The organism is Streptomyces sp. NPDC048521, assembly GCF_043199855.1.
Taxonomy (GTDB): Bacteria; Actinomycetota; Actinomycetes; order Streptomycetales; family Streptomycetaceae; genus Streptomyces.
The window spans coordinates 289,413-305,277 of record NZ_JBICWR010000012.1 but is presented as its reverse complement, the minus strand read 5'-3'; the positions used below and the strand labels follow the sequence as shown (position 1 = coordinate 305,277).

Here is a 15,865-nt window from a genome sequence, read left to right as displayed (position 1 = left end):
GACTCCTTGCTGGTCGGCGCCGGCGGGCGGTCAGAAGTTGCCGAGGCCACCGCAGACGTTGATCGCCTGGGCGGTGATGGAGGCGGCGGTGTCGGTGGTCAGATAGCCGACGAGCCCCGCGACCTCCTCGGGCGTGGAGTAGCGGCCGAGCGGGATCTTGGCCTGGAAGCGCTCCAGGATGGCGTCCTCGGTGGTCTCCCAGGCCGCCGCGTACCCCTGCCGCACGCGCTGGGCCATCGGGGTCTCGACATAGCCGGGGCAGACGGCGTTGACGGTGATGCCGGTGGGCGCGAGTTCGTTGCCGAGCGCCTTGGTGAAGCCGACCACCCCGTGCTTGGAGGCCGAGTACGGGGCGGCCAGGACCACGCCCTGCTTGCCCGCGGTGGAGGCGATGTTGATGATCCGGCCCCGGTCCTTGTGCCGCATGCCGCCGGTGGTCAGCACCTCCCGCGTCACCCGGAACACGCTGTGCAGGTTGGTGTCGACGACGTCGAACCACAGCTCGTCGGTGAGGTCGGCGGTCACCCCGCCGCCGCTGCGGCCGGCGTTGTTGACCAGCACGTCGACCGTCCCGAACGTGTCGACGGCGGCCTGCACGAAGGCGCGGACGTCGTCGCCGGACCGCACGTCGCAGGCGCGGCCGTCGACGGTCAGCCCCTCTTCGGTCAGCTGCTTGACGGTGGCCGCGACGGACTCCGCGGTCCGCGCGCACAGGAAGACGCGGTGCCCCAGCTCGCCGAGCGCCCTGGTGACCGCGAGGCCGATGCCGCTGGTCGCGCCGGTGACCAGGGCCACGGGCTGCTGCTTGGTCATGAACCCTCCGGGAGGGGAGAAGTGACGGGAAGACGGCGGAGGGCGGCCGGTGGGGGACCGGCCGCCCTTCCACCGGACGGGAGATCAGGCGGTGCGCAGCGCGAGCAGCTGCTTGTTGAGTGCGTCGACCAGCTGACGCGGCGTCTCCGCGTCGACGAAGACGGTGTCCTCCAGCTCGATGTCGTACTCGCGGCCGATCCGGGCGCCGGTCTCCAGCAGGGCGAGTGAGTCGTAGCCCAGGTCGCCGAAGGTGACGTCGTCGATGTCGCCGTCCAGGTCGACGTCCTCGCCGGCGCCCTCGCGCAGGATGCGGCGCAGGTCGTCCATGGTGAACTCGTGTGCGGTCACGGGCCGTTCCTCTCTGTTCGTTTCCAAGGGGTGGGGGTGGCGGCCGGGTCAGCCGGCGGCGCGGACCACCATCGCCGAGTTGAACCCGCCGTAACCGCGGGCGACGACCAGCGCGGTGCGCACGTCCGCCGAGCGGGGCACCCCGGTCACGAGGTCCAGTCGGTGCGCGGGATCGGGGGTCACGTTGACGGTCGGCGGGATGAGCCCGTCCCGGATGGCCAGCAGCGCGGCGGTCACGTCCAGGGACGCGGCCCCCGAGTACAGCCGCCCGGTCATCGTCTTGGGCGCGGTGACGGGGACCCCCCCGGCGCCGAACACCTCGCCGAGCGCCTCGGCCTCCTGGCGGTCCAGCTCCGGTACGCCCGCCGCGTCCGCGAAGACCACGTCGACGTCCCGGGGCGAGACGCCCGCGTCCGCCAGCGCCAGGGAGATCGCCCGGCCCAGCGCCGGGGGCCGGTCGCCGCCGGGCCGTGGGTCGGTGGTGGCGGCGTACCCCGCGATCTCTCCGTAGACGCGGGCACCGCGCTCGCGGGCGTGCTCGGCGTCCTCCAGGATCAGCAGAGCGCCGCCCTCGCCGGCCACGAAGCCGTCGGCGTCGCGGTCGAAGGGGAGGTAGGCGCGGCCGGGATCGGTGCGGGTGCTCATCCGTCCCGCGGCCATCTGCGCCACCCAGCCCCAGGAGCACAGGGAGCTGTCGATGCCGCCGGAGACGATCAGCGTGGTGCCCTTGCGGATCTGCCGGCGCGCCTGCGCCATCGCGTCCAGCCCGCCGGCCTGGTCGGAGACGACCACACCGCTCGGCCCCCGCATGCCGTTGCGGATGGAGATCTGGCCGGTGTTGACCGCGTAGAACCAGGCGTACGACTGGTAGGCGCTGACGTACTTGCTGCCCTTGCTCCACAGGTTCTCCAGCTCCCGCTGGCCGAACTCGAAACCGCCGGAGGAGGCCGCCGTGATCACACCGGCGTCGAAGTCGGGCAGGTCGCCCGGCTTGACGTCGGCGTCGGCGAGCGCCCAGTCGGCGGCCACCAGCGCGAGCCGGGTCATGTGATCGGTCTGCGGGACCAGCCGGTTCGGCAGGTGCTCCTTGGGACTGAAACCGGGAACCTCCCCGGCCAGCCTGGCCGGATAGCCCGAGGCGTCGAACCGGCTGACCGGCCGGATGCCGCTGACGCCCTGCCGGGTGGCCCCCCACCAGGCGTCGGTGCCGAGCCCGTTGGGGGCGGTGACACCCACACCCGTGACGACGACGGTCCTGCTCATGCTGCCCTCCTGTCGGGCCGGGCGAGGACCATGGCGCTCTGGAAGCCGCCGAACCCGCTGCCCACGGTGAGCACCGAGTCGGTGCGCCATTCACGGGCATGCAACGGCACGTAGTCCAGGTCGAGTTCCGGATCGGGGTGGTGCAGGTTGGCCGTGGGAGGCACCACGTTGTGCTCCATGGCCAGCGCGGAAGCGGCGATCTCGATCGAGCCGATCGCGCCCAGCGAGTGACCGATCATCGACTTGATGGAGCTGACCGGCACCCGGTACGCGTGCTCGCCGAGGCTGGTCTTGAAGGCCGCGGTCTCGTGCCGGTCGTTCTGCTTGGTGCCCGAACCGTGCGCGTTGACGTAGTCGATGTCGGACGGGTTCAGTCGCGCCTGGTCCAGGGCCACCCGGATCGCCTCGGCCATCTCCGCGCCGTCGGCGCGCAGACCCGTCATGTGGTACGCGTTGCAGCGCGAGGCGTAGCCGCAGATCTCCGCGTAGATGTGCGCCCCGCGCCGCCGGGCGCTCTCCAGCTCCTCCAGCACGAACCCGGCCGATCCCTCGCCGAGGACGAACCCCGTGCGGGTGGAGTCGTAGGGGCGGGAGGAGTGTTCGGGGTCGTCGTTGTACGTCGACGTCGCCTTGATCGCGTCGAAGCAGGCGACGGTGATCGGGGAGATCGGTGCCTCGGTCGCGCCGGTGACGGCGATGTCCGCGCTGCCCTCACGGATCAGTTCCACGGCGTAGCCCACCGCGTCGATGCCGGAGGTGCAGCCGGTGGAGACGACCGTGGCCGGGCCCTCGGCGCCCACCGTCCAGGCCACCTCGGTGGCGAAGGAGGACGGAACCAGGTGGTGGTACAGGTGCGGCGGGGCATAGGTGTGGTCGACCAGCGGGAGCCGGCCGTCGTCGCTGACCACCCGGTACTCGTTCTCCAGGCTGATGGTGGCGCCGACCGCACTGCCGATGGTGACCGCCACCCGTGCCGGGTCCGCCGCCGCGAAGTCCAGGCCGCTGTCCGCGACCGCCTCGCGCGCGGTGACCACGGCGAACTGCGCGGCCCGGTCCATCCGGCGCAGCTCCTGCGGCTGCAGACCGTGCTGGCCGGGGAAGAAGTCCACCTCGGCCGCGACCCGGGACCGGTAGCCCGTCGGGTCGAAGCAGGAGAGCGTGCGGGTGGCCGTACGGCCCGCGGTCAGCAGGGCCCAGAAGTCCTTCGCGTTGGTGCCGCCCGGTGCCACCACGCCGATGCCGGTGATGACGACGCGTCGGGTCACTGTGATTCAGCCTCCTTCGGGTTCCACAGATAGAAGCGCTCGGCCATCGCGTCCGACGGCGTCTGCCAGGCGGGGTCGTAGGGATCGATGAAGGGGCGGAGATCGGCGCTGATCCGCTTGAACCGCGGATCGCTCTTGGCCGCCTCGATGGTGTCTCCGCCCCCGGCGTGGTCGAAGTCCTGGAGGTGGAAGTACAGGCCCTTGTAGGCGAACAGCTGGCGGCGCCGCGTGCCCATGAGGTGCGGCATCTCCGTGGCGTCGAACTCCTGGAAGAGCCGGGCGACCTCGGCCTGCGATTCGGGGGCCATCCGGGCCACGATGAGGGTGCTGTGCATCCGTGTCCTCTTCTCTGTCGGGTGATTGACCGGCGGTGCGCCCCGGCGCCTCAGCGCGGCAGGCCGAACCACCGGTACAGGGACCGCGGCAGGTCGCCGCTCCCGGGCGATGTCCAGGCGACATGGCCGTCGGGGCGGAGCAGCAGGGCCCGCGTGCCCGTGAACGGGCCGCCCTGCGCCGGTTCGTGCGGCCGGCCGGTGAAGACGTCGACCCGCCCGTGCCAGGCGGAGGCGATCCGCCGTACGGCGGCGTCGTCGGCCAGGTCGAGCAGGACACCGCGGCCGGCCCGCAGCAGTTCTGCGGTGGTGGTCTTCTCCCCGTCCCGCGCCACCAGCTCCTGGAAGGGCAGGCGGCGGCCGAGCAGCGGGTGGTCGCCGGGGCCCACGTCGTAGCGGACCTCCAGACCGGAGACCATCTCGGCGAGGTGGAGGCTCACCTCGGGCAGTGCGATGAGTTCGCCGAGCAGGTCGCGCAGCGGCTGCACCTCCTCCCCACCCAGGAACAGCAGGCCCTGCGCCCGGGTGTTCATCAGCAGCCGCTCGCCCACCGGGTGCCGTTCGCGGTGGTAGGTGTCGAGCAGTCCGGGCGGGGCCCACCCGCCGACCACCGCGGCCAGCTTCCAGCCGAGATTGACGGCGTCCTGGATGCCGACGTTCATGCCCTGGCCGCCGGCCGGCAGATGAATGTGGGCGGCGTCGCCCGCGAGCATGATCCGCCCGCGCCGGTAGGCGCTGGTCTGCCGGCTGGCGTCACTGAACGAACTGGCCCACACCGGCGTCGCGTGGCTGATGTCCTGCCCGGTCAGCCGCTGCCAGGCGGCCGCGACGTCGGTGAACTCCGCGGGCCGCTCCCGGGCCGGTGCGCCGTGCTCCTTCAGGATCAGCCGGTGCACCCCGTCGCCCAGCGGGGCAGCCATGGCGACTCCGCCCGGCAGCCGCTCACCGAAGGGTCTGGCGTCGATCTCGCAGTCGGCGACATCGGCCAGGAGCATGTCGTACGTGCCCGCCCTGCCCGCGAAGTCGAATCCGGCGAGTTTCCGTATCGTGCTGTGTCCGCCGTCGCATCCCACGACATAGGAGGCGCGCAGTTGCAGAGGCCCGTCCGGGCCGGTGACCTGGACCTCGACGCCGTAGGAATCCTGCTCGATTCCGGTGACCCGGTGTCCGCGCCGGATGTCCGCGCCGAGTTCCGCGGCCCATTTCCCGAGTACTTCCTCGGTCTGCGACTGTTTGATTCCGTGCGAGGTGCGGTGCGGGCTGTCCAGTGGAGCGAAGTCCACGAGCAGTCCGCCGAAGTGGCCCGCCGGGCTGGTCTGTATGTCGCCGAACCGGTCGAGCAGCCCGCGCTCGTCCAGGATCTCCATCGTCCGCACGGTGAAGCCGAGTGCGCGGGACTGCCTGGTGGGTTCCCGCAGTTGCTCCAGTACGACGACGGACGCCCCGGCCAGCCGCAACTCGCCCGCGAGCATCAGCCCGACGGGGCCCGCGCCCACGATGATCACCGCGGTGTCCATGACTACCGCCTCTCTTCAGTGGTTGACAGGTCCGGCGGAACACTTCCGGAACACGAGAGCAAGGCCCCTGGGAAGGAATCCCTGGGGCCTTTCCGAAGCAGAACCGAGATGGCTGGCGCGTCCCCAAAAGCGTCCACGAATACGTGTCCTGGGGGTCTCGAAGACAGAGCACCGGACTCTGGTAAAGAGTTTCTTCGCCGCAGGTCGAGCGCGCAAGATCGATATTTTCAGGGTTCCGCAAAGGTCATGTCAGTCGATTTTCTGAATGTCAGGGGAATGTAAGAAGGCGGTCAGGAACGGCACGAAGCCGCTGGTCGCGGCAGCAGGACGCCGATGACGCGGCCCTGGTGTGCCCGCCGCCGCTCGGGCATCGGCTCCGACCCCTGTCAGCCGCGCTGGGCCCGGTGGGACACCCGTTCCGGGCGCCGGGGGTCAAGGAGTGAGCAGGTTCTGGTCACCGCCGCGCCATTCGGCCAGCAGCACGGTGGCGTCGTCGTCGAGGCGGCCGGCGTGGTGGCGGACGACGGCATGCATCAGGCGGCGCAGGGTCTCATGGAGCGTCTGTCGGTCGGAGTGGTGGCGAACGATGAAGTCGACGAAGCGGTCCCGGCCGAACTCCTGCCCCCGGCTGTCGCGGGCTTCGACGACACCGTCGGTGTACAGAAGCAGCCGGTCGCCCGGCTCCAGCTCCTCATGGCTGACACGAACGGGCAGCCTGAGGTCGGTGCCCATCGGGCCCGCGGGAGGGCAGACCAGTTCCATGATCCACCGGTTGTCCCGCACGATGAGCGGTAGATGGTGCCCGCGGTTGATCCAGGTCAGCCGCCCGGTGTCGAGACGCAGCTCGGCGAGGATGCCGGTGACGTAGCGGCTGGTGCCGAAATGGGTCAGCAGCACCCGTTCCACGGCCCGGCTGGTGTCAGCGAGGGACGCTCCCTGGCGGCGGGCGTTGCGGCAGGCGGCCACGGCCAGGTTGGCCGTGATCCCGGCGGTGGTGTCGTGGCCCATGGCGTCGAAGACCGACAGATGCAGCGTCGTGCCGGTGACGGCGTAGTCGAAGGCGTCACCACCGACCTCGTAGGCGGGCTCGACCAGAGCGCCGACCGTGACGTCATGGCCGGCGAAGGCGGGTGGCGGCATCAGGTTCCACTGCATCTCCGCGGCGACGTTCATGGGCTCCGTGCGCACCAGCCGGGCATAGGAGTCGCTGAAGGACCGCTTGCTCAGCAGCAGCAAGGCCACCAAGGAAGCGAGGTCGCGGACCGCGTCCTGCACGGCTTGCTCATCGCCGCCGCAGGTGTCCGCGCGCAGCACACCGATCCGTTCGACGCCGTCCGTCACCGGCGCCCACCAGCGGTGCCGCTGCGGCCCCTCGCCGGCCTGCTCGGAGACGAGCCGCACCCGCTGGTAGGCCCGTCCGGGCAAGGTGCCGTCGATCCTCAGCTCCTCCCCGCCGAGGGCGGCGTCCGCACCACGACCGGTGATCTGCCGCAGCACGGTCTCCTGGATGTCGACGGCGAAGACGGCCACGTCGTGCAGTCCGACATCGGACGCGTGCGCGGCGACGAGGTCCGGCAACTCCTCGAACGTCACGATGTGGGCGGCCTGCATCAGCCTGCGCAGCATCCGTCCCGTGTCCACCGGTGCCGCCGTGCCCGCCACTACCGCCTCGCTTCGTCCGGAGGGCCGCCCCCGCCGCGGATCCGCCGCCGTCCCCCGGGACCGGCGGTGCGGTGAGCGGGATGATCGAGAGGCCGCCTATTGCGCGGGCGTCTCCCCAGCGTCCGCGGATCCGGCGTCCTCGGCGGGGGCGTCGGCCGCGGTCCGTGACCGTGCGCTTTCCTCTTCCTCAGGGTGGACGTCCTTCTCGCCGGTGACCTGCTCCAGCGGGTGCGACGACTCGTTCTCCCGGGGGCTGCTCATGGCGACTCCCTCCAGTGGGGTGCGCTTCCGGGTTCCCCGACGGGACGACCCCATGACCCTTTCAGCCTTTTTGTACATTTTGTCACGCGCTGCTCCGCGGTGGCCGACGCGCGGTGCTGCCGCTGCGTTTTCCCTGCGTACGCCCTCAGCGCGGTGCGACACCATCCCGTCGAGCGCGGCGGCCACCGCGGGCGAGGCACCGGGTGCCGGGCCTGCGGTCCGGCGAGTGGTCAACCGTCCGCCTCGGCGCTCCGCATCCCTGACAGTGCGCGTCGTTGCATGGCGGTGAGTCCGCCCCACACGCCCTCGTACTCCCGGTTCCGCAAGGCCCAGGTGCGGCACTCCAGCTGCACGGGGCAGCGGCGGCAGATCCGCCTGGCCTGCTCGATCTGCAGACGAGACGCGCCGTCCTCGCTGATCGGGAAGAAGAGTTCGGGGTCCTCGGAGCGGCAGGCCGCCCAGGTACGCCAGTTCACAGTGCCCTCCACCTGGTCGGACGCACGGGTGGCACGGTCTGGGCCGGGTGGTCAGCCTCAACCGCGCGGCGCGCGTCTCGCGTCGCAGACCCGGCAGAGTGATGCCCAAAATATTCCGGTGTGGCCTACTTTTCCAGGCCGTGGCCCATCGAATTGCGGCGGATTTCCGGAAGGGGCAGCGGACGAGCGCAAGGCTTGGGTTCGGGCGATCCGGGCACGCGGGAGGCTGGACCCCAGTGCGGGAAGGTGCCGTGATGATTCCGTTCGGACGTGCAGACATGATCGGGTGGGAAACCGCACCCAGCGCCTCCGGCCATGGGCCGGGGGTACGGGCCCGGGCCGGCGTCGGGACCGCGGTCGGTTGACCGCCGGCCCGCGCACGCCATGGCTCGCACGAAGCAGTACGCCGTCGCCGCCTCCGGACAGTGGACCGACCAGGAGGAGGGCCGTCGCCGGCTGCCCACGGGCGAGGTCCACGCCTGGGAGCCGGGTCGGAACGAGACGGTCTGCGGTCTGTCGCTCAGCAGGTCCCGGCTGACCCGCTTCCCGCACGTCACCTGGACCGACACGTTCCCGGAGTCCGGGGGCGCGGCGGACCGGGTACGGCGCGTCTGCCCGCGTTGCGCCTCCGTCGCCGGGCGCCGCGGCCCCGACGCGCGCCCGCGGTGGCAACGCACCGACCCCCGGCCCTGAGGCCGGCGGTCGGTGTTGCCGGGATGCACGGCGTCCTGCCGAACGATCGTCCCCGCACCCGCACAGGGCTCAACCATGAACCAGCTTGGTCTCTCGTGCCCCGTACACCGTCCACCGCGACCTGCGCACCGTCAGGGGAGCTGGCATGCGAGGTGGGCAGGCGGTGCTGAGTGCGAGCGGACCCCTCGCCGGGCCTCGCGTGGGGTGGTGAGGTAGCCGAGCCGAACGTCCCAGTGGCTACCGCGCCAAGTGAGGGCGACCGTGGACAGGGGCGGCACGGTGAGATGCCAGAAGGCTCGTGCCGGTATGCCCAGAGCATGGATGAGCGCGGCCCGGATCATGGCTGCCTCGGTGACGGCGACGACGTGACCCGTGTCGGGCGGCACGCTGCTCAGCCACTTCGCTGTCCGGCGGCAGAGCCCGCGTACGGACTCGCCTTCGTGGGGTGCGGCATCCGGATCGGTGAGCCAGGCGGTGAACCCGTCGGGGTCCATCGCGGCGACTTCGTCGACGGTGCGACCGCACCACGTGCCCAGGTCGAGGTCCCGCAGCGCGGGTTCGGACGCTGCCGCCAGGCCCGCGGCACCTGCGGTCTGCGAGCAGCGGATCGAGGGGGCCCGGACGGCCGGCCCGTGAGGAGGGACCGCCGCTCCCACCGTGCCTGCCGTACGCAAGTTGCTTTCACTCAGGGGAGCGTCACCGAGGAACGGATCCACAGTGGCGTCACCGCCGGGGGCGCACAGAAACGTCAGGCGGATCGTCATGGTCCCGACCTCCTTCTCGACCCGGCAGGACTCCGGGTGGCGTGAGACCACACGAGCGGCAGCGGATGACACGGCCGGCGCCACGTCGTGATGCATGAGCTCCAGAGTCGTCGAAAGCGTCCCGCCGCAACATCCGCCAGGTGTCCGGAGCCACCCCGCCGACCGGCCGATGCGGCCCGACTCCGTCCCTCCCGGTCGGGGGAGCTGATGGGAGCAGGCGGACTGCTCCATGCCGACGGCGTCGGCCGGCTCGGTCGCAGCGCACGGACCTTCCTGAATGAATCCTCAATCGTTCATGTTCGGTGGAAAGGGCGGCGCCGATGTCCCGGCAAGGGGGCGTTCATCGGCTCCGCTCGACGGGCAGTTCCATGCAGAGTTCGTAGCCCCCTTCCGGCGTGGGGCCGGAGGTGACGGTGCCGCCGAGAAGCTCGGCACGTTGCGCCAGGCCGGCCAGGCCGTGGTGGGCGCTCGGCAGGACGAGCGCGTTTCGGGTGGGGGCGGTGTTGGCGATGGTGGTGCGCAGGGCGCCGTCCTTGTGATGGATGCGGACGGTCGCGGTGGCGCCGGGGGCGTGTTTGCGGACGTTGGTCAACGCTTCCTGGACGGTGCGGTAGACGGCGCGCTGGACCGTGGGCGGGAGCTCCTCGGGCAGGTCGGCCTCCAGCCTCGCCTCGATGCCGCTGGACTCGACGAGGCGCTCCAGGTCGGCGAGGGAGGGCTGGGGGGTGAGCTCCGTGGGCCGACTGCCCGAGGCCCGCAGCACACTGACCATGTGCCGCAGTTCGTCCAGGGTCTGCACGCTGAGGCGGCGGATGGTGGCGGCGGCCTGTCTCGTCTCGGCGTCCTGGCTGCCCACCTGAAGCGCTCCGGCCTGTACGGCGATGAGGCTGACCTGGTGGGATACGACGTCGTGCATCTCCCGGGCGAGCTGGGCGCGTTCCTTCGCCAGAACGCTCTGGGCGGTCAGCAGCCGTTCGTGCTCGCGGGCCTCGGTGATGTCGGCGAGCCGCAGGGACAGTTCGCGTCGGGCCTGGACGAGTTGGCCCAGGAAGACGGGAGCGGCTGCGGTGGCCAAGGTGTAGCTGAGGTAGAACAGGCCGCTCGTCTGGGCGAGCTCTGTGGCATCCAGGGACGACCACGGCCAGGGCATGAAGTCGGTGACCGCGTACGTCAGGGCGCAGCCGGCCAGCAGCAGACGGTGGCGGCTGAGCGAGGAGAGGGAGTACAGCGCGGCCGTGGGGGCGACCACCGCGTCGGTGACCATGGCGGTGGGGAGCGTGAGGACGAAGGTCGTCAGGGGCAGGCGGCGACGCAGGGCGAGGGCAAGAGCGCCGAGCAAGGCGCACGCCATGGCCGCTTGATCTTCGATGTGGACGTTGGTCCATGCGTCCGCCAGCGCGAACCCGACCAGGGCGGTGTCGAGCAGCAGAGCCGGCGGCCGTCGCAGGCTCACCGGGCTCCCTCCTGCGATTGCGCGAGCAGCCCCGCGCGCTCGGCGATCAGCGCCGCCTGGACGCGGCTGCTGACCTGCAGTTTGCCGAGCACGTTGGTGACGTGGCCTTTGACGGTGCCGGTGCTCAGGTGCAGCCGTTCACCGATGTCGGGGTTGGCGAGCCCTTCGGCCATGAGGACGAGCACGGCACGCTCGCGCTCGGTCAGCCGGGCCACGAGGCGGACGGCGGTGGGCTCGTGCACGCCGTGGTCGAGGTAGCCCTCCACCACCAGGCGGGTGACCTTGGAGGACAGTACCGTCCCACCCTCGGCCAGCGTGCGCACCAGATGGGGAAGCTGCTCGGGGTCGGTGTCCTTGAGCAGGAATCCGACGGCGCCCGCGCGCAGGGCGGCCGCCACGTATTCGTCGGTGTCGAACGTCGTGAGCATGGCGACCACCGGGGCCTGCGGCATGCGGCGGAGGTCGGCCAGGATGGTGAGCCCGTCCACGTCCGGCATCCGGATGTCGAGCAGGACGATGTCGGGCTGCAGCTCCCGCACGGTGCGGACGGCCTCACCGCCGGGCACGGCAGCGACGACCTCGATGTCGTCCGCTGTGTTGAGAATGTGCGTGAAGCCCGTGCGGATCAAGGCTTCGTCATCGACCACCAGTACCCGGATCACGTGCGCTCCGCTCGTCGCATGCTCACCGTTCGATGCGTACCCCGCGCGGGCCGCCCTTGGGCGACCGGGACGGAATTCCCGCCGGTTGGCGGCGTGACACCAGCCGGTCGGCGGGGGCGCCTTCGGCCGGTCGGCGGCGCGACCACAACCGCCTGCCTCTGCTCACTGTCTGCGGTGGTCCTGGCCGATGCCGGTCCAGTGAGACGGGAACCCGCACACTGTGCCGCACAACTGTCGGGCCGCGTCGGGTCATCGCCGCGGGAGCGGGATCGGTATCACGGCGCGACGTCATGCCTTGTGTTAGTCTCATGCGTTTGCGTGGTCGTCGCGGTGGGCGATTCTGCCTGTTCGGTTCCACTGGTGCGTGGGCTGTTTCCATCCTGCCGGGCCTTCCTCGGTACGTTCCCCTGCGGAAGGCTGTTCATGAAGCATCCCCATGACTCCGGCATCGCTCACGGCGGTCCCGCCCAGCCCGGGGCCACGGCCCCGGCGCTGCCCCCGGCCGTCTCCTTCGTCGGCCTGGAACTGCCGGTGGAGGTGCTGCGGACACTGAGCGGTCTCGGGGTGCGCGAACCCTTTCCGATCCAGGCCGCCACACTGCCCGATGCCCTGGAGGGGCGCGACGTCCTGGGGCGCGGGCGCACCGGCTCGGGCAAGACGCTCGCCTTCGGCCTGCCGCTGCTGACACGTACGGCCGGGCGGCGCGCCGAACCGAAGCAGCCCCTCGCCCTGATCCTTGTGCCCACCCGGGAGCTGGCCCAACAGGTCACCCAGGCGCTGGCGCCGTACGCCGAGGCGCTGCGGCTGCGGATGGCCACGGTCGTCGGCGGCATGTCGATCGGCCGGCAGGTCGCCGCGCTGCGCCAGGGCGCCGAGGTGGTCGTCGCCACCCCCGGACGCCTGCACGACCTGATCGAGCGCAACGCCTGCCGCCTGGGACGGGTCAGAATCACCGTGCTGGACGAGGCCGACCAGATGTGCGACCTGGGATTCCTGCCGCAGGTTGTCGACGTGCTCGACCAGGTACACCCCGACGGTCAGCGGATGCTGTTCTCGGCCACTCTGGACCGCGACGTCGATCAGCTGGTCCGCCGCTACCTCCACGACCCCGTCGTCCACTCGGTCGACCCGTCCGCGGGCACGGTCTCGACGATGGAGCACCACGTTCTGGTCGTCCACGGCCCTGACCGCTACGCCGTCACCACGGAGATCGCCGCCCGCGACGGCCGCGTACTGCTGTTCCTCGACACCAAGCACGCCGTCGACCAGCTCACCCGGCATCTGCGGGCCAGCGGGGTGCACGCCGGGGCCCTGCACAGCGGCAAGTCCCAGCCACAGCGCACACGGACCCTGGCGCAGTTCAAGAACGGCCAGATCACCGTTCTGGTGGCGACGAATGTCGCGGCCCGTGGCCTGCACGTCGACGACCTCGATCTCGTGGTCAACGTCGACCCGCCCACCGACCCCAAGGACTACGTGCACCGGGCGGGCCGCACCGCCCGCGCCGGTGAGTCCGGCAGCGTGGTGACGCTCGTGCTGGCGGGCCAGCGCCGCGAGGCGAGCCGCATGCTGGCCGGGGCCGGCATCGAGCCGACCGTCACCAAGGTGCGCTCGGGCGAGGCGGAGCTGAGCCGGATCACCGGCGCCCAGGCTCCCTCCGGCACCCCGCTCGACGGCGGGCCCGCCGTCCCCCGGCCCAAGAACACCAACGCTCCCTTCCGAGGCCTCGGCACCAGCAAGGACCCCTCCCGCGGCGCCGGCGGCAAATCCCGAAAGGCCGGCGAGGCCCGCAAGCTCGCCGAGGCCCGCAAGGCCGCCCTCGTGCGCCGCAACGGCTGAGAGCCGTTGCCCTGTCAGCGAATGTCCTGGCCGCGGGAATCGACTCCCCTCGGCCCGGCCCGAAAGCCCGTCCTGTGCCCCCACCTGCGGGGCGAACGCCCTCGAACGCGAGAGGGATACCCGCAGAAACCGGGCAGGACGATGTCGGCGGCGCCCCGCACTGCGCCCGGCATGACAAGCTGTGCTTGCCTACCCCCGAACCCAGGAGGTCACCATGACCGCAGAGCCCGTATCGACGGAAGGTTCGGAGCCGGCCGACGCCGAGACGTCCCCACTGGCGCCTGACAGCGACGGCAACTACGACCTCAAGCGCAAGTTCCGCGAAGCCCTGGCGCGCAAGCGCGGTGCGCAGGCGGATGCGGCCGATGCTGCCGCCAACCCGGATGCGTCGAAGGTACGTGCGGCGCACGGCCCGGCTGCGACCCAGCGGTCGTTCAGGCGTAAGAGCGGCGGCTGAGTCGATCGGTCCCGCGGTCTTGCCGCCCTACCGGCACCCAGTGCGTTGTCCACTCGCGCGCCGGTGCCGTGGCCCGCAACGTGCGCATACCCGTGTGCGCGTTGCGGGCGAGGCGTAGCCGGGGTTCTCGCTGGAACGCGACCGAGCTGCGCGAGATCGTCGACCGCTCGCCGCGCACGATGAACGCGGTGCACGCGCCGGCGACCTGGGCGGCTCGCGGACCGTGGTCAGTGGCGGATCGGTGAGAGCGACCAGGGGCGAGTCGTCGAAACCGACGACGGGCCGGGCAGGGCCGCCCCCAGAAGACGCCGCACGCCGACCGAGCCCGACGGCGAGGCCTGAGGAGAAGGAGCCGCGCGGCCTTCCCCGGAGGCGAGCGTGGGCGTGGAGAACGCCCACGGCCGGCCAGGAAGCGGCATTTCGCGCATGCGTTCGGGGCAGATAGGTGCGCAGGCCGGCAACGGTACCTAGGGTGGGGAGTGCAGGTCTGTGACACAGCCACAGCCTGGAACGAGTGACGAAGCAGGAAGACGCGCGACGCAGGGCCCCATCCGCTGCAGGCCCGGCCGCGACGAGCGGCGGCCGGCACGGACGGCGCGCATGCCTTCGGGCGTTGGGGATGGACCAAAGGTGGTTCTGAACCATGAGGGATGTACATCAGCTCGAGCCCGGCTCGGCGAACCTGGACGGCGATGCCGTGCTCGCGGCTTGGGAACGGTTCGTGCAGGGCGAGGATCAGGTCCCGGACGTCCGGCCCCTGGTCGCGATCTCCTGGCATCGCTGCCGAGAGCAATACCGGGTCGATCCTCACCTCACCCAGGCTCCGGTGGCCGTCGCGGAGCTCGACCATACGCCCGAACACGATGTCGTCTTCGCTGAGCTGGGTTTTCGTGCCGCCTCCGTGGCACATGAAGTGCGCAGCCTCGGTGGCGTCGTCACGGTCACCGATGCCACGGGCCGGATCCTGGCCGAGTGGGGTGACCAAGCCACGCTCGCCAGAGCCGGCGACCCCCGTCTGGCGCCCTGGTTCTGCTGGTCCGAGTGCGCGGTCGGCACGAACGGCATGGGCACCGCGCTCGAGGCGCACGGCCCGGTACTGATCAGGGGTGCGGAGCACTGGTGCCGGGCGCTCCACGACTGGGTCGGCGCGGGCATCGCGGTGCGCGACGTGGTGACCAGGGAACCGATCGCGGTCCTGACCATCTGCCGCTGGCGCAGCCGGCTTCCCGCGTCCACGGAAAGCTGGCTGGCGAACGCGGCCACCATGACCCAGTGCCCCCTGAAGAGGCGCGCCCGGGACAGCGGTGCCGAGTTGGTCGCGGCCTACACCCAGGCCAGGGCACGCTCCGGTGCGGCACTCGCCGCGGTCGACACCGCGGGCAAGGTGGTGATCGCCGACGACATGGCCAGCGTGCTCCTGGGCGTCCCGGCCTGCACCCCGGCGGTCGATCCCACGCTGCGATGGAACCCCGGGCTGCCCGAATTGATCACTGCCGCCCGGTATGCCGCCAGGCAGGCGGCCCACAACCCTGACTGGGTCGGCTCGACGCAGATCTTCGCCCACCTCGCCGACGAGCCGACGTCGATCAGCATCCGACCCGTCTTCTCGTCCGGACGCCTGATCGGGAACCTGGTGTCGTTCGGTGCCTCCGACGGGGCGCGGTTGCCCCCGTCGGAGGGGGCCGCGCACCTTCGGGCGCAGCCGCGCCGACTGGTCGCGGTGCGGGACAACCGGATGGTGCTGCTGCGGCTGCCGGAAGTCTCCTTCGCCGAATCGCAGGGAAACGATGTATGGCTCTCCACCGATCAGGGGCGATTGCGAGCCGCCTCTCTGAGCCTGGACAAGCTCGAAGGTGAGCTGGCGGATGTCGGCTTCCTGCGGGTGCACCGCCGGTACGTGGTCAACCTCAGCCGTATCAGGGAGATAGCGCGCGGGCTCAAGGGCGAGCTGTCTCTGGTCATGGATGACCGGGCGAACGAGATGGTGCCTGTTTCCCGGCGGCACACCCCGGCCGTGCGTCGCGCGCTGGACATCTGAGCGCCCCCGCACACGACCTCTG

The 15,865-nt window shown here is 71.3% G+C and carries 16 protein-coding genes; 4 read left to right on the top strand and 12 right to left on the bottom strand.

Annotated features, from left to right (window positions below; genetic code table 11):
• Nucleotides 1–30: 30 nt before the first annotated feature.
• From ACGFRF_RS27170 to ACGFRF_RS27130, 9 genes are all read right to left on the bottom strand, one after another.
• Nucleotides 31–813, bottom strand: coding sequence for an SDR family NAD(P)-dependent oxidoreductase (locus ACGFRF_RS27170; RefSeq protein WP_393744216.1), 783 nt, complete (start codon nucleotides 811–813; stop codon nucleotides 31–33).
• 84 nt (nucleotides 814–897) lie between these two features.
• Nucleotides 898–1,161 (bottom strand): acyl carrier protein, encoded by a 264-nt coding sequence (locus ACGFRF_RS27165; protein ID WP_393744214.1) that lies wholly within the window; start codon nucleotides 1,159–1,161, stop codon nucleotides 898–900.
• 48 nt (nucleotides 1,162–1,209) lie between these two features.
• A complete protein-coding gene (locus ACGFRF_RS27160; protein WP_393744212.1) occupies nucleotides 1,210–2,424 on the bottom strand; it encodes a ketosynthase chain-length factor in 1,215 nt (404 codons plus the stop codon).
• The gene (locus ACGFRF_RS27155) at nucleotides 2,421–3,689 is read right to left on the bottom strand and encodes a beta-ketoacyl-[acyl-carrier-protein] synthase family protein (RefSeq protein ID WP_393744211.1); all 1,269 of its coding nucleotides are present in this window, start codon (nucleotides 3,687–3,689) and stop codon (nucleotides 2,421–2,423) included. The genes ACGFRF_RS27160 and ACGFRF_RS27155 overlap by 4 nt, the downstream gene beginning before the upstream one ends.
• The gene (locus ACGFRF_RS27150) at nucleotides 3,686–4,024 is read right to left on the bottom strand and encodes a TcmI family type II polyketide cyclase (RefSeq protein ID WP_393744209.1); all 339 of its coding nucleotides are present in this window, start codon (nucleotides 4,022–4,024) and stop codon (nucleotides 3,686–3,688) included. Before ACGFRF_RS27150 ends, ACGFRF_RS27155 begins: the two co-directional genes overlap by 4 nt.
• Nucleotides 4,025–4,074: 50 nt before the next feature.
• The gene (locus tag ACGFRF_RS27145; RefSeq protein ID WP_393744207.1) at nucleotides 4,075–5,538 is read right to left on the bottom strand and encodes an FAD-dependent monooxygenase; all 1,464 of its coding nucleotides are present in this window, start codon (nucleotides 5,536–5,538) and stop codon (nucleotides 4,075–4,077) included.
• 432 nt (nucleotides 5,539–5,970) lie between these two features.
• Nucleotides 5,971–7,164 carry a PP2C family protein-serine/threonine phosphatase gene (locus tag ACGFRF_RS27140; protein ID WP_393744205.1) on the bottom strand — a complete coding sequence of 398 codons (1,194 nt, stop codon included), beginning with the start codon at nucleotides 7,162–7,164 and terminating at the stop codon, nucleotides 5,971–5,973.
• Between the two features lie 132 nt (nucleotides 7,165–7,296).
• Nucleotides 7,297–7,461 (bottom strand): hypothetical protein, encoded by a 165-nt coding sequence (locus ACGFRF_RS27135; protein ID WP_393744203.1) that lies wholly within the window; start codon nucleotides 7,459–7,461, stop codon nucleotides 7,297–7,299.
• Nucleotides 7,462–7,691: 230 nt separating this feature from the next.
• A complete protein-coding gene (locus tag ACGFRF_RS27130) occupies nucleotides 7,692–7,937 on the bottom strand; it encodes a WhiB family transcriptional regulator (RefSeq protein ID WP_393744201.1) in 246 nt (81 codons plus the stop codon).
• A 384-nt stretch (nucleotides 7,938–8,321) separates the two neighbouring features.
• Here ACGFRF_RS27130 and ACGFRF_RS27125 point away from each other — a divergent pair, with 384 nt between their 5' ends.
• On the top strand, nucleotides 8,322–8,630 hold the full coding sequence (locus ACGFRF_RS27125; protein WP_393744199.1) for a hypothetical protein: 309 nt from the start codon (nucleotides 8,322–8,324) through the stop codon (nucleotides 8,628–8,630).
• A 131-nt stretch (nucleotides 8,631–8,761) separates the two neighbouring features.
• Here the strand turns inward: ACGFRF_RS27125 and ACGFRF_RS27120 are convergent, their stop codons facing one another.
• The 3 genes from ACGFRF_RS27120 to ACGFRF_RS27110 form a co-directional block, all read right to left on the bottom strand.
• Nucleotides 8,762–9,394 carry a histidine phosphatase family protein gene (locus ACGFRF_RS27120; RefSeq protein WP_393744197.1) on the bottom strand — a complete coding sequence of 211 codons (633 nt, stop codon included), beginning with the start codon at nucleotides 9,392–9,394 and terminating at the stop codon, nucleotides 8,762–8,764.
• Nucleotides 9,395–9,734: 340 nt separating this feature from the next.
• On the bottom strand, nucleotides 9,735–10,847 hold the full coding sequence (locus ACGFRF_RS27115; protein ID WP_393744195.1) for a sensor histidine kinase: 1,113 nt from the start codon (nucleotides 10,845–10,847) through the stop codon (nucleotides 9,735–9,737).
• Complete coding sequence (locus tag ACGFRF_RS27110) at nucleotides 10,844–11,509, bottom strand: response regulator (protein ID WP_393744193.1); 666 nt, start codon at nucleotides 11,507–11,509, stop codon at nucleotides 10,844–10,846. Before ACGFRF_RS27110 ends, ACGFRF_RS27115 begins: the two co-directional genes overlap by 4 nt.
• A 423-nt stretch (nucleotides 11,510–11,932) precedes the next feature.
• Here ACGFRF_RS27110 and ACGFRF_RS27105 point away from each other — a divergent pair, with 423 nt between their 5' ends.
• The 3 genes from ACGFRF_RS27105 (at nucleotide 11,933) to ACGFRF_RS27095 (ending at nucleotide 15,843) form a co-directional block, all read left to right on the top strand.
• Nucleotides 11,933–13,348 (top strand): DEAD/DEAH box helicase, encoded by a 1,416-nt coding sequence (locus ACGFRF_RS27105; protein ID WP_393744191.1) that lies wholly within the window; start codon nucleotides 11,933–11,935, stop codon nucleotides 13,346–13,348.
• Nucleotides 13,349–13,562: 214 nt separating this feature from the next.
• Nucleotides 13,563–13,805, top strand: coding sequence for a DUF5302 domain-containing protein (locus tag ACGFRF_RS27100; protein ID WP_393744189.1), 243 nt, complete (start codon nucleotides 13,563–13,565; stop codon nucleotides 13,803–13,805).
• A 643-nt stretch (nucleotides 13,806–14,448) separates the two neighbouring features.
• Nucleotides 14,449–15,843: a LytTR family transcriptional regulator DNA-binding domain-containing protein gene (locus ACGFRF_RS27095; protein WP_393744187.1), complete on the top strand. Its 1,395-nt coding sequence runs from the start codon at nucleotides 14,449–14,451 to the stop codon at nucleotides 15,841–15,843.
• Nucleotides 15,844–15,865: the final 22 nt, after the last annotated feature.